Raw genomic sequence first — 23,354 nt, 5'->3', positions numbered from 1 at the left:
AAATATTTAAAAAAAGCGCCATAATCATACAGCGCTTTTTAGCTTACTTCAGTTTTAGTCTAGACCAAGCGTTTGCCGCGTTTCTTTAGCGATTTGGCGCTCTTCGTCAGTCGGGATGACCCACAGCTCGATATTGCTATCGTCACTCTCAAAACGCCCTTCCGCGCCGCCAACGAGTGTTTTGTTTTTGTCAGCATCAAATTTTATACCGAAATGGCGCATGACGTTTAGAATACGCGCACGCGTGGTTGCTGAGTTCTCGCCGATACCGCCAGTAAAGACAATACCGGTAAATTCAGGTAGCGCGCAGCTGAGACTCGCCAGGTATTTACCAACGCGATAAGCGAACATCTCGATAGCTAGCTCAGCGTCTTTGTGTCCTTCGTTAGCGGCTTGCTCAACAGTACGCAGATCGTTAGATAAACCCGAGATACCGAGCAGACCACTTTCACTATTGAGCATTTTATCGATTTCTTCTAAGCTCATGCCGAGTTGACGTTTTAGGTGAATGTGCAAGCTGGGGTCGACATCACCACTACGTGTACCCATCATTAGGCCCTCAAGCGGCGTCAGTCCCATACTCGTATCTAGACTTTTACCATCATAAACGGCAGTCGCTGAGCAGCCATTACCTAGATGCGCCGTTAGCCAACCATGTGGGCCTTTGGCATCCGTAATTTCACTGGCTCTTTCTGAGACATAAGCATGCGAGGTACCATGGAAGCCATAACGGCGGATTTTTTCTTCTTCATAAAGGGCTTTTGGAATCGGATAACGATAAGCGACGGGCGGCATGGTTTGGTGAAATGCGGTATCAAAAACCACGACTTGCGGAACATCAGGATAGATAGCTTGTACCGCCTCAATGCCCAGAGCGTTGGCTGGGTTATGTAGGGGCGCTAATGATTTGAGACGTCTGACTTCTGATAACACGTGATCATCGATTTTGACCGCTTCTGAATACTCGCGGCCGCCATGAACCCCGCGATGACCGACGGCTATAAAGTGATATTGCTCAAGCAGTTCAAGCACTTTTTGTAAGGCAAGTTTATGACGGCCACCTGGGATAGCAATTTCAAGCTTTTCTCCATTCAAAGCGGTATGTTTGATACGAGCGGTATCGAGACCTAAGTTTTCGGCCAGCCCAGTAATACGAGTCGATTCGTCTTCACTGATTAAAGCGTACTTAATAGAGGAGGATCCACAGTTGAGAACTAAAGTGGGATTAGTTAATGCCGAGCTACCCGAATTTTCATCGCTAAAAGTGGGAGTGTTGACGCTGTCATTCATGCTCTATCCTTAGATTATAGGTATTGGATTATGGGTATTGAATTATAGATAGGAATAATTAGTAATATAATAAGTAGGGAGTTGAATCACTAAAGCTATTTCGATCGCTAGAAGTGAGTAAACTACAGGTGAATAAAAAGCTACAAGCTAAACACAAGGTATCATATTTTATAACAATTACCATGTCCGCTGTTAAGCGTTATACCACAATAACTATAAGGTTTAAGATAAGCATTCGTCAAGTATTAGTTACAGCCGTACACTGAGTGTCTAAAAAGCGAGTAGAGAAGGTATTATTAAATTTAGCATTTATAAAGACTAATGATAGGCAAATATTGCAACTAAAATTATCGCTAAATTCAGTCAACCGCTACCAATTAATGCTATGATTACAGGCCTACTTGATGCTCGATATCGGCTGGCGTTTTGCTGTTACTGAGTAGTATTATTTAGCTTTAACATATCAATAGCTGATTGTGAGTATTGAGCAAGCAGTTTTGAGCAATCAGTGACGCATTATTAACGGCTTACAACTTATGAAAACTCAAAAACCAAATGTTATATTACTAAAATTTTCTGTTATTGGTATTACTCTAGTGGCTTTGGGCTTGAGCGGCTGCGGACAAAAAGGCCCGCTATACTTAGCAGATACCGAACAAGGTCTAGTAACCAGCTCCGAGGTTTTAGAGAGTACCAGCCAGCCGCAAGATGCTGCTTTTGCTGGGGTGGATGATGACGAGTATGAGCGCACACGCTATCTTGAGGAGCAGCAAGTGCTGCCTGAACCGAGCGACGATCCAAACGATTACTGATCAGCGCTGCCATGTTGATAACCTGATAATTTCCTTTGAAAACTTGAATAAATTAAAGAGATGACTATGAGTGATGCTGAGTCGCAAAGAGAAGCAACTGTGGCAGATAGCCAAGCGGTTACGATGCAAACTGAGCAAGGATTATATATTGATCCTCAAGCTTTGAGCGCCCATCTACCAGCGCTGAGCTATCGTGATAACGAGCTGTATATCGAGGACGTTAGCATTAGCAGTTTGGCGGAGCAGTATGGCACGCCTTGTTATGTCTATTCCAAGCAAGCGATCTTAGAGGTGTATAAAACTTATAGCGACAGCTTCGCGAGCCTTGAGCACCAAATATGCTATGCGGTAAAAGCCAATTCTAATCTTGCTGTGTTAGGCATTTTGGCGCAGGCGGGTGCTGGCTTCGATATCGTCTCTCGCGGTGAGCTCATGAGAGTATTAGCGGCTGGTGGGCAAGCGGATCGCGTCGTCTATTCAGGCGTAGGTAAGACCCGTGATGATATCGAGTTCGCTTTGCAGCAAGGTATTAGCTGCTTCAATGTCGAGTCCATCAGTGAGCTGTCGTTGATTAATGAGGTCGCCGCCCAGCTAGATAAACCGGCGCCGATATCACTGCGGGTCAATCCCGACGTCGATGCCAAAACCCATCCTTATATCTCAACGGGTCTTAAAGATAATAAGTTCGGCATCGCTCACGACAAGGCGCTAGCCGTTTATGCGCAGGCAGCGGCGATGTCACATATCGAGATTGTCGGTATTGATTGTCATATTGGCTCGCAATTAACAGAAGTAGCACCATTCGTGGCCGCTTTGGATAAAATTATCGAGCTGGTGCATCATTTAGCAGATCAGGGCATTGATTTACAACACATCGATTTGGGCGGCGGACTAGGTGTGCGCTACATCGATGAGTCGCCGGTGTCTATCGCTGATTTTGCCGACGCGCTGTTGCCGAAGCTCACTGAGCTGGGTCTCAAAGTGTTTTTTGAGCCGGGGCGTAGTATGGTCGCTAATGCCGGCGTGTTATTAACGCGTGTTGATGTACTCAAGCCGACAGAGCATAAGAACTTCGCTATCGTCGATGCGGCGATGAATGATTTGATCCGTCCGGCGCTGTATCAAGCAGAGATGGCCGTGATTCCGCAAACGCTACCAGATGCTGGTATAAGAGCTGATGATACTCAAGCTTGGGATATCGTCGGCGCTATTTGTGAGACAGGTGATTTCTTAGCTAAAGATCGTGTACTATCGCTTGCAGTAGGTGATATTTTGGCCATTACTGGTGCTGGCGCTTACGGTTTTACTATGAGTAGTAACTATAATTCGCGCCCGCGTGCAAGCGAGATTATGGTAGCACAGCATCAGCAGCAGTTGATTCGTAAGCGCGAAACGATCGAAGACTTGTACCGCGATGAGATGCTTTGGCAAGATCAATAGTGAAATGGCTAGCCGGACACTATTTAAATTATAAGAGTCTGAGCTAAAAAGGTCATAGCGATTTAACAGAGCTCATTTTAGAAGAACCCATTGTCATGATGACAGTGGGTTTTTTATGGCGACCATTTTATTACTATCTCTACCATTCATCACACGCTGATAGTTATCATTGTATAAGGTAGCGTGCTAATATAACCGACATATAAAAACACAATAGGACACAAGGATATGTTGATAGAGTTTACAAAGATGCATGGGCTAGGCAACGATTTTATGGTTATCGATTTGGTGACTCAGCGCTTGGACTTGACTAAAGAATTGGTAGAATTATTGGGAGATCGGCACCTAGGCATAGGCTTTGATCAGCTGCTCGTCGTTGAGCCGCCAATGCGTCCGGATGTTGATTTTAGCTATCGTATCTTTAACACCGACGGTACTGAGGTCGAGCAGTGCGGCAATGGCGCGCGCTGTTTTGCGCGTTTCGTGCAAGCGCGTAAGCTGTCATTCAAACAGCGGCTACGGGTTGAGACTGCCAGCGGTGTTATTACTTTGACCACCGATCGCTATGGCTGGGTTGAGGTCGATATGGGTAAACCTAAATTTGAGCCAGATGAGATTCCTTTTACCCCAAAAGCGACAACCAAAATCCAAAACGCTTATCATCTCGATGTAGACGGCACACCGGTACAGCTTTATGTGGCCAATATGGGCAATCCGCATGCGGTTATCAAGGTCGACGATGTGCTAGATGCTGAAGTTGCCACTTTAGGCAAAGCTATCGAATCGCACCGAGCATTTCCCGATCGAGTCAATGTCGGCTTTATGCAAGTGATGAATCAGCGTCATATTCGTCTGCGGGTTTATGAGCGTGGGGTTGGCGAGACGCAAGCTTGCGGCACCGGCGCTTGTGCGGCAGTCGCTATCGGTATCCGTGAAGGCTGGCTCGATGAGGGCGAAGATATACGCGCGCAGCTCTACGGCGGTAGTATGATTGTGAAGTGGCAACCGGGCTATTCGGTGATGATGACGGGCCCCACTGCCTTTGTTTATGAAGGGGTGTTCAGTCCAGATGGTATTATGGCGCAAGCGGGCATCAAGCCTAATACGTCTAGCTAATACGACCCAGTTAAGAGACCAGTTATGAGCGTCAAAGACTACGCCAAGCCAGCAGCAGATATAGAGCCAGATGCAGCATTACGCGAGCTTTTGACGCCGGTGAATCGTTGGCTAAATACTTTATCGGTACGCAATCACTCTGAGCATACTTTAGCGGCGTATTTTGCCGGCGTTCATCAGTTGGCGTTATATCTGCGTGGTAAGCGTCTGACTTGGACGCGCTGCGACAAGCGGCAATTGGCTCAGCATATCTCTCAGCGCCTTGATGAAGATAAACTTGCTCTAGCTAGCGTGCAGCAAGAGCTATCCGCGATCCGTCATTTTTATAGTTGGCTTATCGAAGAGGATATAGCGCGTATCAATCCAACGACTGGCTATCAGCTAAAGCGCAGTCCGCGGCCGCTGCCCTCTATTGCCGATGTTGATTTGCTCACCCAACTCCTAGAGCAAGAACTGCCCGATACGCCTGAACAGGCGCGGTTGTGGCTGCGTGATAAAGCGATGTTTGAGCTGCTCTATAGCAGTGGCCTACGGGTAGGCGAGCTGGTCGCGCTCGATATGATGGATATCGATTTGGCCGATTTACGCGTTCGAGTGACTGGTAAAGGCAATAAAACGCGCCTGGTTCCTATCGGTAGCAAGGCGGCTGAGGCGATTAAGCGCTACTTACCGCATCGTAACCTTTGGGTCGAGGGGCAGGACAGCGCCTTATTTATCAGTGAAAAGCTCGGTACGCGGCTATCCACTCGCGCCGTGCAGCAGCGTCTAAAGGTGGCGGCCAAACGCGCCGGTATCGCGCAAAATCTCTATCCGCATTTACTACGCCACTGCTTTGCCTCGCATATGCTCTCTGGCAGTGGTGACTTACGCGCGGTACAAGAGATGCTCGGTCATAGCGATATTAGTACCACCCAGATTTATACCCATGTTGACTTTGCTAAGCTAACGCAAGTCTATGATCGCGCCCATCCGCGTGCGACTCATGCTCAGCAAGATAATGAGTAATAGTCAAATTAAAAATGACACTGCGTTTCATATACAAGTCATCCCAGTTCCACGTGATAATGTAGCGTTTTTATTTCAATTGAATTTACACCCATTTCTTATATATAAATACTATTAAGCCAAGCGATGACATTGAAAAATAGGCATTTTCTCACGGCCTTGCTGCTGTGCTGACTTATCCAAACTTGCGAAGACTAAGGCGTAATCTTTATCCTGATCCTCAGCTTTAAGCTCGCTGCTCTCATAGCTGTCGATAATCGTGCCGTCAAAGGTGGTAATGGCACTATGTCCCCAGGTCTGCCGCGTTTTATCGTCTTTATAATGATGCTCGCCACCTTGCGCCGCGCCTATCACTAGACACTGACTATCTAGCGCCCGTGCTCGTAGCAGTAGTTCCCAATGCGCTTGTCCGGTCATATAAGTAAAGGCCGAAGGGGCACTCAACAGCTCGGCTCCGGCTTGGCGTAAGCGCTGAGCAAGCGCCGGGAAACGCAAATCAAAACAAACCATCATTCCTAGCTGATAGATCTCTCCTGCGACTTCTATAGGAGTGACTACGGTTTGAGTGCCCGGCTCAAACGTTGCCGCTTCGTTATAGCTGCCTTGCCTATCGGCGACCGTCGCGGTGAATAGATGAATCTTATCGTAGCGAGCAAGCCGGCTACCATCGGGCGCAAACAGCTGACTGACTTGACGCAAGCGCTCATTAGGAACGACGACGCCATCCGGACGAAACGGACAAGGTAGTGAGCCAGCTAACAGATGTATCTTATACTCGCTGGCATAGTCGGCAAGCGTCGCTGATAGCGACTCAAAACGTTCCGCAGTAGCAAACTGACGACCCATGCTACAACAGTTCTCAGGCAATACGACTAGCTGCGCGCCTTGAGTACTAGCTTCCTCAACTCCCGCTTTAATAGTGCTGAGATTGGCTTCGACATCTTGCTGACTATTCATTTGTAGCGCCGCGATACTTAATGGTTTATTCATAGAGTTTCTCGTTTAATAGCAATAGATATTATTTTTTAGCACTAAAAAAGGTTATAGCGCTATATATGTTATAAATTATCATAGCAAGATTACTATGAAAAATGCTATCGTCATGGCCCAATAGGGTTAATAGAGTTATAAGTCACTATTCACAGTTATGATTAAACACAATCACATCAATATTGGAGTGCAATAAACTGCTCATGAGTATGTCATTTGGCTTGGGCGCCACGCTAAACACCTCACAGAAGCTCACCCCGCAGATGCAGCAAGCTATCAAGCTCTTGCAGCTCTCTAGCCTTGAGTTAGCACAAGAGGTTCAGGCCAAGCTCGAGAGTAATCCACTACTTGAGCGTGTTGAGGATGAGGAAGATAGTTATGACAATGATGATAATAGCGATAGAGAGACAGATGAGGATCCGTTAACGCTAGAGATGTGGAACAGTAGCACTAATAAGAATGACCACGCAGCTGACTCGGATGGCTCAGATAGTTTTGAGAGCAGTCATAGCAGTGTCAGTGATGGCGATATAGCCGCTTATGACCACTACGATAGCTATGACGGTTACGGTAGTCAGGACAGTGTAGACAGCTTCGACAAACTGCAGCAAACCAATATCGATGGTAGCGCGATGGATATCGACAATGAAGCTATGGCTGACCCGACTCATGATAGCGCTTATGGCGACCAGCATGATTTTGATATGACAAGCTTTACTGCTACACCCTCAAACCAGTCTACTTCTAGTCATATTGACTTTGATGAATTGGAGCGCTATCAAGGCGCAACCAACGCTAGTATTCAAGACTACATACGTTGGCAGCTCAATTTTAAACGCTTATCAGATACCGACACTATGATTGCCGATTATCTGATCGATGCGATGGACGAGATGGGCTTTATCCGCTTAGATATCGATGAGTTACTGCAGAGCTTTGCAACGATGGCAAGCTTTTATCAGTGGCCAGAGCCAATAGAGTACGATGAAATAATGGTCATGCTTAGGGTTATTCAGTCTTGTGACCCCTTAGGGGTAGGGGCGCGTGATCTGAGTGAATGTTTGGCCATACAGCTCAGCAAGCTTGATATTGGTACAGAGCATCTGGCCGACGCGCAAGCCCTACTGTCTGCCAGCGAGCATTTAGTGAGTAATAACATTAAGGCGCTAACACAGTCGACAGGGTTAAAAGCAGCACAGATCACCCCAGCGTTAAACTTATTACGTCAGCTCAACCCTGCGCCGGGTCTCGCTTTTCAAAGTAGCCAGTCCAGCTATGATCAAACTCCTGAGAGTTATGATATTCCGGATGTCTTAGTGACGCCCATTCGTCGCCACCGATCAGCGGCTCTTGAAGTGGATAGGGCAGTGAATGACGAGCGCTGGCAAGTCAGTCTCAATCCAGAGACACTACCGAAATTACGTATTAATAAAGACTACGCCAAGCTAGTCAAGCGCGGTGATGATAGCTCAGATAATCAGTATCTACGTGAAAACCTCACCGATGCTAAACTATTTATTCGGAGTATTGAGGAGCGCAATCAAAACCTATTAAAGGTAGCGACCAGTATTGTGAGACATCAGCAAGAGTTCTTACGTCATGGCGCTTCTGCCATGCAGCCTCTTATTCTAAAGGATATTGCTGAAGAGGTAGATTTACATGAATCTACGGTCTCTCGTTTAACCACCAGTAAATCTATCTTGACGCCGCAAGGTTTGTTTTCACTGAAGTACTTTTTTTCATCGCACGTGAGTAGCCGTGAAGGCGATGTCTCGTCGACTGCTATCAGCGCTAAGATTAAACAGCTCATCGCTAACGAAGCACCGAAAAAGCCCCTTTCTGATAGTCGCCTGCAGCAGTATTTGCATGAAGAAGGTATCGATATCGCCAGGCGTACGGTGGCCAAATATCGCGAAGCTATGGGAATTGGCTCTTCTACTCAGCGTAAACAAAAATACTAGCGCGAGTTAAGAGTGACTTAGATTATATGATAATTACTACAAATAAAAATAAAATTTTTTGATTATATAGACTTTAGCAACAGATAGCAGTTAACCTTACATTTAATTACAATATAGCGTCTTGCTACTCTTAGGTATTCATGACAAATTAGAAGGGCCTCAACAGCAAAAACTGAGTGATATTTAGCAATCTAGAATCGGCAATTTAAAGCCTTTAAAAGACGGATTCAAAAGCATTCTAAGGTATTAATAAATACCGACAATTAGTTTTGACAAAAGGAGATTTGAAGAAGCGACACTTTATAGAGAATGCACTACTTACTATATCGACATTGATTTTTAAAAACAGTTTTTGACAGTTTGATGGCACCAGCTGGTAACGGTTAGCTTACCGTATTATCAGTTTACTATAAGTGGTAATAAATATAAGGACAAGTATATGAACGTATCTATTAGTGGTCACCATATCAGTGTTACCGATGCCATGAATACCGCAGTTCGCGAGAAACTGGAGAAAATTGAACGTCATTTTGATCAAATTCAGAGCATTCAGGTTATTTTGTCTTTAGACAATAGCGGCGCTAGCGATGGTGGTAAAAAGAGCCACAAAGCCGAAGCTATCATGCGAGTCTCAGGTCAAGAGATGTTTGTGCAGGCGCAAGATGATGACATGTATAAAGCCATCAATGAGATGACAGACAAGCTTGAGCGGCAAGTACGTAAATACAAAACCCGCCAACAAGACAAAAAGACCCGAGCGACTGGACGTGACAGCAGCTATAATAATAGCGAAGCCGCTGACGCTGCATCGGCGATGTAATGATAGACTTACTATCAAGATAAGTCTATTACACAGACACAAACGCTTTGACTGGTTTGGTTGTATCCATAGTTGATAATAAACATAACACCAAAACTTAGCTATGCTTATGCCAGGCCAGTCAATCAGTTGCACGTAATGGACGACATCATCGATAAGTAGAGAAGTTAACCACAAGGCTAGAAGTGAAATGACTGAGATTTTAGCGAGGTTTTAGCGCTAAATTTATAGAGTAAGTTATTGTAGAACTAAAAAGACCTCAATCGTTTAGTCGGTTGAGGTCTTTTTTAGGCTTATAAATTATCGATTTGGTTGATAGACATTGAGCTTTATTTATAGATATTAAGCGTTTTAGCCACCACCAACCGCTTGTACCACCTCGATAGCCATCCCTTCCACTACCCGTAGCTGCGCCAACTCGCTTTTAGGAATGAGGTCGCCATCGACTTCTACCGCATAGCGCCCTTTACTTAAGCCAAGCTCATTGACCACTAATTGTACCGTTTGATGCGTGGTTTGTAAGGTCTTACCGTTGACGGTGATGGTACTCATAAGATACTCCATAATCCTGTTTTATAATCATTGATCAGTGCTTTAGCCGTTTTAACCTGTTTATACTCGTTTTGACATAGACAGGCAATTTCAGCTTGCTGTCAGTATTATCGACTGAAGCGAAAGGCGGTGACCGCTAGCCATAGCCAACCTGCTATCATCAGCACTCCGCCTATAGGGGTAATAGCGCCAAACCAACGCGGCGCTCCTAGAGTCATGGCGTAGAGACTACCGGCAAAAATAATAACTCCGAGCTGTAACAGCCACGCTGTCGTCTGAGTGGCGTAATTGAGGCGCAATAATATGCCAACCAATAACAGTCCAAGTGCATGAATAAATAGATAAAGCGTAGCGGTATGCCACCAAGCGAGCTGTTGCTCATTGACTAAGCTCTTGAGTCCATGAGCACCAAAAGCGCCTAGAGCAACCGCGATAGCCATATTGATGGCAGCAATACCTATCCAATTAACCATTCTGAAACTCTTAATTTTTATAAAAATAGCGGTACGTATGATAAATAGTTAAACTACCAATCCAATCATTACTGGATATCGTCGGGCAAAATAACACTCTCAATCGTCATGGCATCGCGAATTTTGTCCATCGCGTTTTTTTCGATCTGACGCACACGCTCTGCCGATATAGAATAGACCGCTGCCAATTCATGCAAGGTAGATTTTTGCTCAGTAAGCCAGCGCTGCTCAACGATGTCACGAGAGCGATCATCCAACGTACCCATCGCTTCTATCAACGCAGATGAGTTACTGGCTTCCCAATCCGACTCTTCTATCATCTCAGCCGGATCTATACCATCCTCTAAGAACAGCTGCGGCGCGTAACGCCCATCGTCATCATCGCTCGATTGGGTCTCAAAAGAGGCGTCGTAAGAGGTCAGCCGCGACTCCATTTCCAAAACTTGTTTGCGAGTGACGTTGAGATCGTTAGCAATCGCGTCAGCTTCTTCTAAAGTCAGCTGGTTATTGGTCTTTTTTAGGCTACGCAGGTTAAAAAATAACTTACGATGCGCTTTAGTGGTGGCTACTTTGACAATGCGCCAGTTACGAATCACAAACTCATGAATCTCAGCTTTGATCCAATGCACGGCAAAAGATACTAAGCGCACACCCTTATTTGGATCAAAACGCTTGACCGCTTTCATCAGACCCAAATTGCCTTCTTGAATCAGATCTGCTTGCGGTAGCCCATAGCCTGAATAGCTACGCGCGATATGTATCACGAAGCGCAGATGCGACATTACGAGTAACCGCGCGGCCTCGACATCGCCTTCATCATAATAGCGGTGCGCAAGCTCTTGTTCTTGCGTCGGCGTGAGAATAGGGATTTGGTGCACGGTATTGATATAAGCGCCCAAATTCACCCCAGGAGCCGACAGATGAGTTGGCATGGCAGGAACTAAGTCGCGAGTGCTGGTCTTTTCTAAAGCACTAGCATCGTATGGCGGACGCTTAGCCGCCGCCTCTAACGCGGCTTTGCGCGCGGCATTTTGCTCAGTAGTCACCTTGTCATTACTGCGAGGTTTTTTGGGTGGTGAAGATTTTTTTGTCGCAGAATCAGTGGTAGGAGTAGTCATATCTTTGACCTTAATCAAGTAAATAGGCAAATAAATAAACAAGTATGCAAAATAAAATTATTATAGTAATTGTAAAGGATAGCAGCGCTTAGTTGCTATCGGTTTTGGTAATGATGAAGTGAAATATTGTATCGGCTGCTTGTGTCTTTTTGTCATCGCTAACGGCGTTATCAGTGACTGTGTTCACTAAAATAGCTAATGAAGCGACACTATTTGCTTGAAATTGTCGACAAAAAGCTGTGATGTCCGCTTGCGAGTTAGGATCAGTAGCAACGATATATAAACACTCACCTCTCGCTACCTCTCGCAAAGCTACTTTAGTCTTTAATAAAGGCATCGGACAAGCCAAACCGCGACCATCAACGAAACCTTTTATAATAAGAGCAGGGTCAGCTTTTATGCTGGCTTCATTATCTAAGTTTGTCTTAATCTCACTAATATCAGAGTTAGGTAATAAAGCTAACAAATCAGCGATGACTTGCTGCTCATCGGCAGACAAAGCCGATGATAGCTTTATGCAATAAGGGGCAGATACAGTAGCCTGAGACGCAGCGGACATAAAACAAACCTTGAACGATAAATGCTTATTATAACAAACTGCTAGGCTATGAGAGCAGTTGAATATCATCATCACTACGTTTGATAAATATAGCTTTCAATAAGCGCAAAAATAAGGCAAAGCATTGCATAATAATGTTACTTAACCGTGACGCTTGCTGAGATATTAGTAGTTAATTATGGCCAATAATTGACGTTATACCGCCAAGCTTATATAGTCGAAAATAACCAAAATAACCAAAATAAGCGCTTGAGATATCTGCTGGCGTTATTTAAATAATAGGATACTCATTTGAAGGTTATTCATCGCCCATCGACGCCTAGTTTACTCATATTGACGCTGCTATTTAGTAGTGTCAGTTATGGGGCAAGCGTGCCGCAGAGTCGCTCTGAGTCAATAGTAGCAATACCAGCGGCGCAAACCTCAGTTTTTAATACCTGGCAACAGCCGTCCGATGAGCTTGAGCTGCCTAATCTGCAAGGACAGGCGCTTAGCTTTGCCGATCAATATCAAAATAAACTCATCGGTGAGTGGTCGCTACAAAACATCAATGGCCGAGTCAAGATGGAGCATGACCCTTGGATTCAAGAGACGATGAAGGCGATGACTTGGCGACTCAATGCCCAAGCTCGTCAGCAAGCGCCATTAGCTTTAGTGATTATTAATAATCCAAGTATTAATGCGTTTGCCGCACCCGGAGGGGTCATCGGTATCAATACCGGTACCATACTCGCGGCGGATAGCATGGACGAACTGGCAAGCGTCGTCGCGCACGAAGTGGCTCATATCAGTCAGCGCCATTATGAGAGCGGTGCGGATGAGCGTAAAAAAGCGCTACTGATGCAAATCGGCGGTATGCTAGCAGCGATTGCCGCCTCAGCGGTCGATGGCGATGCGGCGGCGGCCGTGATGATGGGTTCGCAGACGGCGACTATGAATAGCAGTATGGCTTTTAGCCGTAGTAACGAGCGCGAAGCGGATCGAGTTGGCATGCAGATCATGACGCAAGCGGGCTACGATCCACGTGCTATGCCTAGCTTTTTTGCGACGATGAATCAAAAGAGTCAGCTCAATCAAATCGAAAACCGCTATTTGCCAAGCTTTGTGCGCTCGCATCCTTTGAGCAACGAGCGCTTAAGCGAGTCGCAAGCCCGCGCTCAGCGTTATGCGCCTTTATCTTTGACGCAGCAGCAGCGCCATCAAGCCTTGTTCGATTTATTGTATTGGCGCGTGCAAGTCATGGGCAAGCATACTTCAGAGACCGCGCTGACCACCGCAGCGAACAGCAGTAAGGGCGCCAAGCTAGCATTGATGTATTGGTATAGTCAGCAGCAACGTTTCGATGAGGCCGATAAGCTGATGAAGGAGCTTTCAGCGCTACCAGCATCGCAGTTACAAATACTAGAGCCGTTATTGTCCATCACCTATAGCCAAGTGCTCAGTGAACAAAACCGATGGCAGCAAGCGGTCGAAGTCTTGAGCGCGCAGCAGCGCCTGTATCCTGAGCGCCGTGATTTACGGCTATATTTAGCAGAAGCCCTCACCAGTAATAATCAACCGCTGCGGGCGCAAGCGTTACTCAAGCCATTAACACAAGAGCAAGCCAGTGACCGTTATGCTTGGCAAAGCTTGCAACTGGCTAACGAAAAACTTGCTAAAACCTCAAGCTCAGCTTCCATAAAAGCGATTGCGACTATTAATGCCTTACGTTATCGCAGTCATGATCAGCTCTGGAATGGGCGCTATGACTCTGCATTGACGTCTTTGACGCAAGCTGAGCAACTAGCAAAGCTGCTTCCAAACTCGTCTAGTAGCCGTCCTGTATTAGCCAGTATCAAAAAAGAAATCACCGAGGTAAAAACCGCCCAAGACTTTAAGCCTTAGGCGGTTATGACGTACTATTGTTAATTCGCTTTAAAACCCACACCAAGCGGTTGGTATAAATTTAGCCTTGCAGCGCTTCTTTGACTAGTCTTGAGATAACAGCGGGATCCGCGCGGCCTGCGGTTTTGGTTTTCAAAGCGCCCATAACACTACCCATATCGCGCATGGAGGTGGCGCCTTGTTCGCTAATCTCTTTATTGACTAACGCGGCAAGCTCGTCGTCATCCATCTGTTTCGGCATAAACTCATTGATAATATCGATCTCGAACTGCTCTTTAGCTGCCAGATCCTCGCGGCCATTTTCGGTGAAGATAGCCAAAGACTCTTGACGCTGTTTGAGCTGCTTTTGTAGAATCTCTAACACCCCAGCATCATCTAGCTCGATTTTGCGATCGATCTCGATCTGCTTGACGACGGCTTGGACATTACGCATCACTTTAACGCGCTCAAGCTCGCGGGCTTTCATAGAGGTGACGATAGTATCTGCTAGTTGTTGTTTTAGTGCACTCATGATGATGGCTAATCCTTGTTCATGTTTTTATAAAAGTGATGACTAGTAGCTATAAATATATTGATATTAATAATAAAAATTGTAGCATAAAAAACGCCACTGATATCAATCGATAACAGTGGCGCTAGTCGCTGTACTATTATTAGTACTATCAACATTAGTACTAATAGTCAGTTATTCACTGACTTATCCTTAGTACATACGCGTGGTACGGATCGTATCACGTTGCAGTTTTTTCTTATAACGCTTTACGGCAGCAGCTTTTTTGCGCTTGCGCTCTTGCGTTGGCTTTTCATAAAACTCACGCTTACGTACGTCTGACAATACGCCAGCTTTTTCACAAGCACGCTTAAAACGACGGATAGCGATATCAACGGGTTCGTTTTCTTTAACCTTAACTGCAGGCATGAAGACTCCTTATAGGGATGAGATACAAAGGCATTAGTTTGGCTGTGTATTAGTATTTAGCGGTAATATCTCAAGATTATCGCATCAGCTCAAACTAGGATAAGCTTGCACAGAAGTACAAGGGCGGTAATTTTACCTAAAATCATCAATAAAGTCAATGCTTTTGGAGTGTTTATCATCACTCAGCGATAGACCATAAAAAGGCAAATCCTTCGTTATTAGATCGCTTAGAGCTATACTGTTTATAAGGCTTACAAGGCTCATATATCAAAACATTCTGTTTTATTTATCCACATTATCCATCGATACTGGGTGAGTCACAAAAATGCCGATAAAACACCTTATGACGATAACGGCTTTAACCGAATTTATGCTATGATAATTGCAATAATTCAGTAAGTTTTATAGGTTTTTATATCAATTTTGGTGAGGATGTTGGAATGAGAAAAACGGCACTAAACACAGCATTGTGGACGACTCTAGTGGTCAGCCTAGGCGTTAGTCTTGGCGCTTGTAGCGGTGGTCATGAAGAAGTAAAAGCGCCAGAGCGAGTCGAAGAGGCTGCTGAGATTGCTCGTGCCAATGCTCCTGAAGCAGAAGATATGGAGTTTGCAGAAACAGAGCCTATGGTCGTTGCGACTGCAGACACTGCGGATACTGCCGTAGCTGAAGATGCAGATATGACAGCGTCAGCCGCTACAGAAGAGGGCGGTGGTGATTCTGAGGATCTAGCGGTGAACGTTGGTGCTGAGCTTTATAATAGTCAATGTATGGCTTGTCATGCTACCGGCTTATTAAATGCACCAAAATATGGCGACGCTGCAGCTTGGGCCCCGCGTATCGAAAAAGGTGTAGCCACGTTAACGGATCATTCAGCTAATGGTTTCAATCAGATGCCAGCGCAGGCTTATAATGGTGTGACCGAAGATCAGATCAAAGCTGCTGTAGAATACATGATTGCTGCCGCTAGCTAATGCAAGTGACTCACCAATGCGTCAATACTAATACTACCTTAAAATTATTTATAAATGACTCACAGGGATAGACATGAATATTCAGCCAGCGATGACACTAGCGTTAAGTCTTAGTATGTTATTAGGTATCAGTGCCTGTAGCGATAATACTGCTGCCGAGGATGACACGGTTAGTGAGCCTGACGTTGCAGTAGTCGACGTTGCTGAGCCTGAAATCGAAGAAGCTGAGGTGGCAGAGCCTGAGATAGTAGAGCCAGTAGATGAGGTCGCTGTGATAGAGGCGGATACTGATACGGCTGCTGAGCCTGAGATATTGGCCGCTAATGCTGGCGAGACACTATATAATAATCAGTGCAAAGTCTGTCATGATAACGGGTTATTGAATGCACCAAAATATGGCGATAAAGCGGCGTGGAGCGGCCCACTTGCCAAAGATAAGCAAACTTTGTATAGCCATTCTGCACAGGGCTTTAATAAAATGCCAGCGCAAGCGGTAAATGGCGTCAGCGAGGCACAAGTCAAAGCGGCTGTTGATTATATGTTAGAAGCGGTTAGCTGATAGTCAATACTAGCTATTGAAATTTATTAAAATGACCGTCATTGTGGGCAGGCAATGGCGGTTTTTTTGTCCTTAAAAACTATATTTATTATAAATAGTACACTGACTACTAAAAAGATAAAGGCGATGGCATGAAAGTATTAGGGTTAGAGACTTCTTGTGACGAGACCGGTCTGGCTATTTTTGATAGCGAGCAGATCAATAGCGCTAATAAAGGCCTAATAGGGCAAGTGCTGTACTCGCAGATAGAGCTGCATGCGGTCTATGGCGGCGTGGTGCCTGAGCTGGCCAGTCGCGATCATATCCGTAAGTTGGTACCGCTGCTCGATGAGCTGCTGGTGCAGTGTAATATTAGTAAAGATGATATTGATGCTATTGCATATACCAAGGGCCCAGGTCTCATCGGCGCGCTGATGACTGGTGCGCTGTTTGGTCGCAGTTTAGCGTTTGGTTTAGGTATCCCGGCTATCGGGGTGCATCATATGGAAGGACACTTGCTCGCGCCTTTGATGGGCGCTAATCCGCCGCCGTTTCCTTTTGTGTCTTTACTTGTGTCGGGTGGTCATACGCAGCTGATTGCTGCTAAAGGTATCGGCGAATATGAAATACTAGGCGAGTCTATCGATGATGCGGCAGGGGAGTGCTTCGATAAGGCCGCCAAAATGCTAGGTCTGCCATACCCCGGCGGACCCAATATTGCCACGCTTGCTGAAACGGGTGATCCGAACGCTTATGAGCTGCCACGTCCGATGCTGCATCGCGGCCTTGATTTCTCCTTTAGTGGCATGAAAACGGCAGTGCATAATCTGATTAAGGATACGCCAAAGTCTGGAGGCTCAGGCAATAGCGCTGATAGCGATCCGCAAGTACGAGCCGATATTGCGGCAAGCTTCCAACACGCGATGGTCGATACGCTGGTGAAAAAGTGCGTAAAAGCGCTTAAGCAAGCAGACATGAGCCGCTTAGTGATTGCCGGCGGCGTCAGTGCAAATACTCACTTGCGCGAGACTCTAGAGACAGAGCTAGCCAAAATCAATGCTACGGTACATTATGCGCCGCCAGCTTTGTGTACAGATAATGGCGCGATGATTGCCTATGCGGGCTACGAGCGCTTAAACGCTGGGCAAAGCGATGACTTGTCAGTGAGCTGTGTACCGCGCTGGCCGTTGACAGAATTACCAGCACTATTGCCTGCGGTATAACGTTTAGAAGTCATATAAATTAAGGATAATCTATGCAGTGGCTTGCCATTGGTTTGGGAGCAGCACTTGGTGCGTGTTTACGTGGCTATTTAGCACGCTTTAATCCACTGCATCATTGGATACCGCTGGGCACGCTTGGCGCGAATGTTTTGGGCGGTCTGCTAATTGGACTGGCGCTAGTATGGTTTGAGCGCATGGGGAGTAACTTATCGCCTAATATTAGGCTGTTTGTGATTACGGGGTTTTTGGGCGGCCTCACGACTTTTAGTACCTTTAGCGCTGAGGTGTTTACTTTTATTAGCGGGGGTAAAGTACTAGCCGGTTTGGGTTTAATTGGCTTGCATGTGGGGCTGACTTTATTGGCAACTGCTATTGGGTTTTATTTTTTTAAAGTGGTTTTGTGATTTTTGCTAGATATTGCTTGCTTATAGGTCTGATTTAAGTCGTTTCTTACTATAAGTCTGTTTTGAGTGGTCTATTAATTGATTGAGTTGTCTATTTGAATGGTTCCGCTAGGGTATACGCTATAAAAAATTTCTAGTTTAAGTTATTTAAACTCACCAAAATTGGATTTGATAAAATATCTAATGACGAAAAACATTAAGATATTTCCCATAAATAACATGAGCATTATGTAGGCATCACCAACATTTACGAGAAGTTGATTCTTACCTTTGTGTATCTGATAAATAATTTCATCATCAGCGCTAATACTTATGAGTTGCTTATAAGGGTTGTGGTACCAATATAATTTGGGGATTTTATACCAATGAACAGTAACTTCCTTACCTTGAATGAGAGTTATCTTTTCAGAAGGTATGCGACAACCGCCATTTCCATTAGGCATTCGCGCACCTAAATAACAATTGATAATCGTGTCGCTTCCATTGCTATTTAGTTTTAGCCAATACTCATTATTATAGGTTTCTCTTAGTGTTAAAACGCCTTCGCTGCTATAGATACTTGATTCATTAATCGGATATTTGTCAGACTTTCTATCTACATTTATCACAATAAGTATGTAGATAGTACCTACTACAACCATAAAGGTTAAAAAAACAATGTATAGCTTTCCAAGGGTAGATAAATCACGAAAACTTAAGCTCATTTACTGATTTTTCCAAGTAGCAGCTTGTTAAATGTATTGTTAATTTTCCATATTCCAGTGTGAGTAGCTAGGATAGACGTATTGAGTACAAGCCCTGTATAGCACACTGACCAAAGATAGAATATGTATGCTAAGTACACTGCAATTATTTATACAACTCGAATCATTGCCACCACTAGCTAACAGCTAAAGGCTCAATTCCTCACTAGGGAACTGAACCTTTACCCATAACGGACGTTATCACAAATAAGTCTATAACGGCTTCACAATCCCATCGAGCAAACCAGCAAACCCCTGCATATAAGCCATATCTTGACTAGAAGTACGAGTGGCCGCATAGAGCTGACAATACACGCCATCGTCCAACGGACGGGATACCACCCAGCCTTTTTTCTCATACTCGCTCACGACCCAATCGGGCAGGGCTGCCACGCCGCGCTCGCTCGCGACTAGCTGTATCAACATTGCGGTAAGCTCAGTGGTACGAATATCGGCAAAGCTCATACCAGCAGGTGTCATAAAGCCCGCAATAATATCAAGGCGCTTGGCTTCTACTGGATAAGCGATCAAAGTCTCATCGACCAAATCTGTAGGCGTCACACAGTCTCGCCCAGCCAAATCATGTGTCGGCGAGAGCACCAAGCGACTCTCATACTCAAATAAAGGCTGGTAACTAATACCGTCAAGCGGCAAGTTGCTGGTAGTAATTAATAAATCAATATCCTCTTCCATCAATAAATGATGCGGCTCCGGCTCAAAGCCAGTAGCAAAGTCTAATTCAACATCGGACCACTCGCGGCGATAGTGATTGAGTATCGGCATCAGCCAATCAAAGCAGCTATGACATTCAGAGGCCAGACGCAAGCGACCGGCTTGACCATGGGCTAAGCGCTTTAAGTCGTTTTTGGTACGCGTCACTTGCGGTAGGATGCTATCGGCTAAGGCCAGTACCGCTTTACCCGCAGGGGTAAAAGCCAGCGGCCGTGTGCGTCGATTGACTAAGCTGACATCATAGTAATTCTCAAGCTCTTTGAGTTGATGCGAGACCGCAGAAGCGGTGACATGCAATTCATCAGCGGCAGCGGCTAGCGAGCCATGCGCCCGTAGCGCGGTTAGGGTATTGAGATGACGAAGCTCGAGCATAAATAACTCAATAATGAGAGTGAATTGGATTCATTATAAGCGATAAGGTACTGAAATTCACTCATAAATATCAATAGGGCTAACGACGACGTAATAATAGCTGTGAAATAATTACTAATACTAATGAAGCGGCTAACAACAGCGCACCTACGGCATTAACCTCAGGTTTCAGCCCGACGCGTACCATAGAATAAATCCGTAGCGGTAAGATCTCATAGCTTGGGCCGGTCACAAAAGTCGAGACTACCACATCATCGAGCGATAAGGTAAAGGCCAACAACCATCCGGCCATGACTGCAGGCATAATCACTGGAATCAGTACCGTACGCACCATCGTCGATTCTGAAGCGCCTAAGTCACGCGCCGCTTCCATCAGCCGCTCATCTAAGCTGCTTAAACGCGCAAAAACGGTAATAACCACAAAAGGTAAGCAAAAAGTGATATGCGCTATCAGTAAAGACACAAAACCCAACTGCAAACCTATCAATAAAAATAATGCCAGTAGTGAGATAGCTAATACAATCTCAGGCGACATCATCAGTACAAATAATAGACCGTTTAATACCCCTTTACCGCGAAAATCATAGCGATGTAGCGCCATAGCGGTTAAAGTACCGATCAAGGTAGAGACGGTCGCTGCGATTAATCCTAAGACAATAGAATGCCAAAAAGCATCGAGCATCGCTTGGTTATTAAATAGCGATTCGTACCACTTTAGGCTAAAACCGCCCCAATTATAGCCCGTCTTTGACTCATTAAAGGACATCACGACCAAGACGATAATCGGTAGATAAAGCAGAATATAAATGAGGCTTAGATAGCCTTTAGCAAACAGACTTCCTAGTTTTAGTGCCTTTTTTGGCTTATTCGCTTTTGTAGAAGATTGGCTTTTATTCAGTGAGTTAGCAGAATTAGCAGACATTAGGCCACCTCATTGAAATCAGTTTTGCCAATGCGTTTACTACTGGCGCGATAAGCCAATAATAATACCGCCATCGCCAGCGTCAGCAGTACACTAGCCGCCGCGCCAAAGGGCCAGTCCCGTGCATCCAAAAATTGGTTTTTGATGATATTACCAACCAGTAAGTTGCGCGAACCGCCCAAAATATCAGCGACATAGAACATGCCCATAGCCGGTAGCAGGACGAGTAAGACGCCGGAGATGATACCCGGCGTCGTCAAAGGCAACACGATGTGCCAAAAGGTCTGCCGTTTTGAGGCGCCCAAATCTTGCGAGGCCAAGAGCATGTCATTACGCAGGTCAGTAAACACCGCGTACAACGGCAGTACCATAAAGGGGAAGAGGAGGTAGGTGAGACCAACGATGACCGCGCCTTGGGTATAGAGCATATTGATAGGCGTCTCAATTATACCGATAGCGAGCAGCGCTTTATTGATTAGGCCATTAGTCGCTAGCAGCAGCTTTAGCGCGTAGACCCGCACTAAGGAGTTGGTCCAAAACGGTAATATCAGTAGTAACATCAATAGTGGCTGCCAGCGTAGCCGAGCTCGTGAGACCAGCCAAGCAAAAGGGTAGCCGAGTAGCAAGCACAGCACGGTAGTAATACCCGCCATCCATAAGGAGTGGACAAACACCTCAAAATACAGCGGATCTATCATACGCCAATAGCTGTCAATAGAAACGGGTAAGCTGATAAAGTCGCTAGTATCCCGTGTCAAAAAGCTAACCGCAATGACTAGAATATTAGGCAAGAGCGCAAAGATAAGCAGCCAGCCCCATATCAGCCATAGAGTAACCGTGCGAAAAGCACCTTTATTCGTTAAGCTGCTACGCGCCATTAGTCCACACCCTTCTGCGTAGCGTTAAGGTCGTTCATAGTATCGACTGTCACTGCTTCAGCAGCCGCATGATTGAAGGAGACATCATCTGTCTTGTTATCAGTGGCCGAGGTATCATTTGGTAATACCCATTCCCAACCGTCAACCCAAGACACTTTTACTGCTTCATTAAGGTTGTAATCGAAGCTAGGGTCATCCTCATCGAAGAACTCTGAGGCTTTGATGATATGGCCATTTTGTAGCTCAATAATAGAGTCAAGCGTACTGCCTTTATAATTACTCTCAATCACTCGTCCGAGTAAGCCAGCATGATGAGTATCTTTGGGATCATAAATTCGCAAATCCTCAGGACGTAGCAGTAGATTGACCTTATCGCCGACTTGTACGGCGTTGGCAAAATCAGGACGACGCAAATTGCGCAAATGAGTGGGGCCGTCTTGCGCTTGTGACTCACAGACCTCAACCTCGATACGGCCATTGGTCACTTGACCATTGCGATCAGCTTGCTCAGGATAGACCCCGTGCACTTCTGCTTGAAAGAGATTGGCTTCACCGATGAACTTAGCGGTAAATAAATTAGCTGGGGTTTCATAGATCTCAATAGGGGTGCCAATTTGTTGAAATCTACCGTCTTTCATCACCGCGATACGATCCGACATCGATAGCGCTTCCTCTTGATCATGAGTGACAAAGACAAAAGTAATACCCAGCTCACGCTGTAAGCGCTTGAGCTCTGATTGCATCTGCAAACGCAGCTTATGATCGAGGGCGGAGAGTGGCTCATCGAGCAGGAGTAATTTAGGACGGTTAATGACGGCGCGGGCAATCGCGACGCGCTGCTGCTGACCACCTGATAAGTCTTGTGGGCGGCGATTGGCTAGATGCTCCATTTGTACCATAGCCAACATCTCACGCACCCGTGTTTGTATCTCCGCCTTGGGCACTTTTTTTATCTTTAGACCATAAGCGACGTTTTGTGCGACCGTCATGTGCGGGAACAGAGCGTACTGCTGAAACACCGTATTGACCGGGCGCTTATCGGCGGGCAAGCCTGCCATCTGCATACCATCTAGCTGAATTTTGCCAATGCTTGGCTGCTCAAAACCTGCAATCAGACGTAGCAGGGTGGTTTTACCGCAACCAGAAGGCCCAAGTAGCGTCAGAAACTCACCGTGCTTGATGTCGAGGGTGATATCTTTGAGTACTTCGGTCTGATCGTAAGACTTTTTGATCCCTGTCAGTTGTAGTAGCGTCTTGCCTGTAGGGTCTGTGCTATCAGTTTGCGCGCTATCGGCTTTAGCAGAATCGGTAAAAGTAGAAGCGGCGGTCGCGGGCGAGTCAGTCATGAACGAAAGTCCTGATTATCCAAATCAATCTCATATTTAGCGAGAGTCAAGTATGGGATATTATAACAAACCCGCAGAGCAAATAAGTGCAAGTTCGTTAGGGTCTGTTGAACATTCGCAAATGAGCAAACCGCTGTTAACCATAAAAAGCAAATTTTATTATTAATCGCTTTTTTATTGCTATACAATTATTACGGTTGCTGGTTTGAAGAAGATGCTTGGCCAGCTAATACTTTATGATTGCAATGAGCGGGTTTTAAAGCCAACGCCCTAAACCTAGCTA

General features: G+C 45.6%; 24 protein-coding genes. 11 read left to right on the top strand and 13 right to left on the bottom strand.

Annotated elements, in window-relative coordinates:
• Positions 1 to 54: 54 nt before the first annotated feature.
• Positions 55 to 1,290 (bottom strand): acetate/propionate family kinase, encoded by a 1,236-nt coding sequence (locus ACS8FD_RS10165; RefSeq protein WP_439275732.1) that lies wholly within the window; start codon positions 1,288 to 1,290, stop codon positions 55 to 57.
• A 536-nt stretch (positions 1,291 to 1,826) separates the two neighbouring features.
• Between ACS8FD_RS10165 and lptM the strand changes: the two genes are divergently transcribed.
• The 4 genes from lptM (at position 1,827) to ACS8FD_RS10145 (ending at position 5,663) form a co-directional block, all read left to right on the top strand.
• Complete coding sequence (gene lptM, locus ACS8FD_RS10160) at positions 1,827 to 2,102, top strand: LPS translocon maturation chaperone LptM (protein ID WP_439275731.1); 276 nt, start codon at positions 1,827 to 1,829, stop codon at positions 2,100 to 2,102.
• A 66-nt stretch (positions 2,103 to 2,168) separates the two neighbouring features.
• The gene (lysA, locus tag ACS8FD_RS10155; RefSeq protein ID WP_439275730.1) at positions 2,169 to 3,542 is read left to right on the top strand and encodes a diaminopimelate decarboxylase; all 1,374 of its coding nucleotides are present in this window, start codon (positions 2,169 to 2,171) and stop codon (positions 3,540 to 3,542) included.
• 228 nt (positions 3,543 to 3,770) lie between these two features.
• Positions 3,771 to 4,658 (top strand): diaminopimelate epimerase, encoded by an 888-nt coding sequence (gene dapF, locus ACS8FD_RS10150; RefSeq protein WP_439275729.1) that lies wholly within the window; start codon positions 3,771 to 3,773, stop codon positions 4,656 to 4,658.
• A gap of 24 nt (positions 4,659 to 4,682) precedes the next feature.
• Positions 4,683 to 5,663, top strand: coding sequence for a tyrosine recombinase XerC (locus ACS8FD_RS10145; RefSeq protein WP_439275728.1), 981 nt, complete (start codon positions 4,683 to 4,685; stop codon positions 5,661 to 5,663).
• Positions 5,664 to 5,777: 114 nt separating this feature from the next.
• Here the strand turns inward: ACS8FD_RS10145 and ACS8FD_RS10140 are convergent, their stop codons facing one another.
• Entirely contained in the window at positions 5,778 to 6,653 is an 876-nt protein-coding gene (locus ACS8FD_RS10140; protein ID WP_439275727.1) for a carbon-nitrogen hydrolase family protein, read from the bottom strand.
• A 203-nt stretch (positions 6,654 to 6,856) separates the two neighbouring features.
• Here ACS8FD_RS10140 and rpoN point away from each other — a divergent pair, with 203 nt between their 5' ends.
• A complete protein-coding gene (gene rpoN, locus ACS8FD_RS10135) occupies positions 6,857 to 8,614 on the top strand; it encodes an RNA polymerase factor sigma-54 (protein ID WP_439275726.1) in 1,758 nt (585 codons plus the stop codon).
• Between the two features lie 439 nt (positions 8,615 to 9,053).
• Positions 9,054 to 9,434, top strand: coding sequence for a ribosome hibernation-promoting factor, HPF/YfiA family (gene hpf / locus ACS8FD_RS10130; RefSeq protein WP_439275725.1), 381 nt, complete (start codon positions 9,054 to 9,056; stop codon positions 9,432 to 9,434).
• A 351-nt stretch (positions 9,435 to 9,785) separates the two neighbouring features.
• Here hpf and thiS read toward each other — a convergent pair whose 3' ends face one another.
• The 4 genes from thiS to ACS8FD_RS10110 all read right to left on the bottom strand — a co-directional run bounded on the left by thiS (position 9,786) and on the right by ACS8FD_RS10110 (position 12,136).
• Complete coding sequence (gene thiS, locus ACS8FD_RS10125) at positions 9,786 to 9,986, bottom strand: sulfur carrier protein ThiS (protein ID WP_439275724.1); 201 nt, start codon at positions 9,984 to 9,986, stop codon at positions 9,786 to 9,788.
• Between the two features lie 107 nt (positions 9,987 to 10,093).
• Entirely contained in the window at positions 10,094 to 10,459 is a 366-nt protein-coding gene (locus ACS8FD_RS10120; RefSeq protein WP_439275723.1) for a DUF423 domain-containing protein, read from the bottom strand.
• A gap of 68 nt (positions 10,460 to 10,527) precedes the next feature.
• A complete protein-coding gene (gene rpoH / locus ACS8FD_RS10115) occupies positions 10,528 to 11,391 on the bottom strand; it encodes an RNA polymerase sigma factor RpoH (protein WP_439275743.1) in 864 nt (287 codons plus the stop codon).
• 274 nt (positions 11,392 to 11,665) lie between these two features.
• Positions 11,666 to 12,136 carry a sulfurtransferase TusA family protein gene (locus ACS8FD_RS10110; protein WP_439275722.1) on the bottom strand — a complete coding sequence of 157 codons (471 nt, stop codon included), beginning with the start codon at positions 12,134 to 12,136 and terminating at the stop codon, positions 11,666 to 11,668.
• Positions 12,137 to 12,427: 291 nt separating this feature from the next.
• Here ACS8FD_RS10110 and ACS8FD_RS10105 point away from each other — a divergent pair, with 291 nt between their 5' ends.
• A complete protein-coding gene (locus tag ACS8FD_RS10105; protein ID WP_439275721.1) occupies positions 12,428 to 14,020 on the top strand; it encodes a M48 family metalloprotease in 1,593 nt (530 codons plus the stop codon).
• A gap of 61 nt (positions 14,021 to 14,081) precedes the next feature.
• On the opposite strand, the gene ACS8FD_RS10100 is transcribed toward ACS8FD_RS10105, so the two are convergent.
• Positions 14,082 to 14,531, bottom strand: a complete 450-nt coding sequence (locus ACS8FD_RS10100) for a GatB/YqeY domain-containing protein (RefSeq protein WP_439275720.1) — start codon at positions 14,529 to 14,531, stop codon at positions 14,082 to 14,084.
• Positions 14,532 to 14,723: 192 nt separating this feature from the next.
• Positions 14,724 to 14,939 (bottom strand): 30S ribosomal protein S21, encoded by a 216-nt coding sequence (rpsU, locus tag ACS8FD_RS10095; protein WP_025645021.1) that lies wholly within the window; start codon positions 14,937 to 14,939, stop codon positions 14,724 to 14,726.
• A gap of 440 nt (positions 14,940 to 15,379) precedes the next feature.
• Between rpsU and ACS8FD_RS10090 the strand changes: the two genes are divergently transcribed.
• The 4 genes from ACS8FD_RS10090 to ACS8FD_RS10075 all read left to right on the top strand — a co-directional run bounded on the left by ACS8FD_RS10090 (position 15,380) and on the right by ACS8FD_RS10075 (position 18,078).
• Positions 15,380 to 15,913, top strand: a complete 534-nt coding sequence (locus ACS8FD_RS10090; RefSeq protein ID WP_439275719.1) for a c-type cytochrome — start codon at positions 15,380 to 15,382, stop codon at positions 15,911 to 15,913.
• Positions 15,914 to 15,986: 73 nt separating this feature from the next.
• Positions 15,987 to 16,472 (top strand): c-type cytochrome, encoded by a 486-nt coding sequence (locus ACS8FD_RS10085; RefSeq protein WP_439275718.1) that lies wholly within the window; start codon positions 15,987 to 15,989, stop codon positions 16,470 to 16,472.
• 131 nt (positions 16,473 to 16,603) lie between these two features.
• Entirely contained in the window at positions 16,604 to 17,674 is a 1,071-nt protein-coding gene (tsaD, locus tag ACS8FD_RS10080; protein WP_439275717.1) for a tRNA (adenosine(37)-N6)-threonylcarbamoyltransferase complex transferase subunit TsaD, read from the top strand.
• A gap of 32 nt (positions 17,675 to 17,706) precedes the next feature.
• Positions 17,707 to 18,078, top strand: coding sequence for a CrcB family protein (locus ACS8FD_RS10075; protein ID WP_439275716.1), 372 nt, complete (start codon positions 17,707 to 17,709; stop codon positions 18,076 to 18,078).
• A gap of 143 nt (positions 18,079 to 18,221) precedes the next feature.
• On the opposite strand, the gene ACS8FD_RS10070 is transcribed toward ACS8FD_RS10075, so the two are convergent.
• The 5 genes from ACS8FD_RS10070 to potA form a co-directional block, all read right to left on the bottom strand.
• On the bottom strand, positions 18,222 to 18,782 hold the full coding sequence (locus tag ACS8FD_RS10070; RefSeq protein ID WP_439275715.1) for a hypothetical protein: 561 nt from the start codon (positions 18,780 to 18,782) through the stop codon (positions 18,222 to 18,224).
• A gap of 252 nt (positions 18,783 to 19,034) precedes the next feature.
• Entirely contained in the window at positions 19,035 to 19,925 is an 891-nt protein-coding gene (locus ACS8FD_RS10065; protein WP_439275714.1) for a LysR family transcriptional regulator, read from the bottom strand.
• Between the two features lie 79 nt (positions 19,926 to 20,004).
• Positions 20,005 to 20,847 (bottom strand): spermidine/putrescine ABC transporter permease PotC, encoded by an 843-nt coding sequence (gene potC / locus ACS8FD_RS10060; RefSeq protein WP_439275713.1) that lies wholly within the window; start codon positions 20,845 to 20,847, stop codon positions 20,005 to 20,007.
• Complete coding sequence (gene potB, locus ACS8FD_RS10055; RefSeq protein WP_439275712.1) at positions 20,847 to 21,725, bottom strand: spermidine/putrescine ABC transporter permease PotB; 879 nt, start codon at positions 21,723 to 21,725, stop codon at positions 20,847 to 20,849. The genes potC and potB overlap by 1 nt, the downstream gene beginning before the upstream one ends.
• Positions 21,725 to 23,071: a spermidine/putrescine ABC transporter ATP-binding protein PotA gene (gene potA, locus ACS8FD_RS10050; protein WP_439275711.1), complete on the bottom strand. Its 1,347-nt coding sequence runs from the start codon at positions 23,069 to 23,071 to the stop codon at positions 21,725 to 21,727. The genes potB and potA overlap by 1 nt, the downstream gene beginning before the upstream one ends.
• Between the last annotated feature and the right edge of the window lie 283 nt (positions 23,072 to 23,354).

Source organism: Psychrobacter sp. 1U2 (assembly GCF_051847575.1).
The sequence above is the reverse complement of the archived record's forward strand: the minus strand, read 5'-3'. Positions and strand labels throughout refer to the sequence as shown.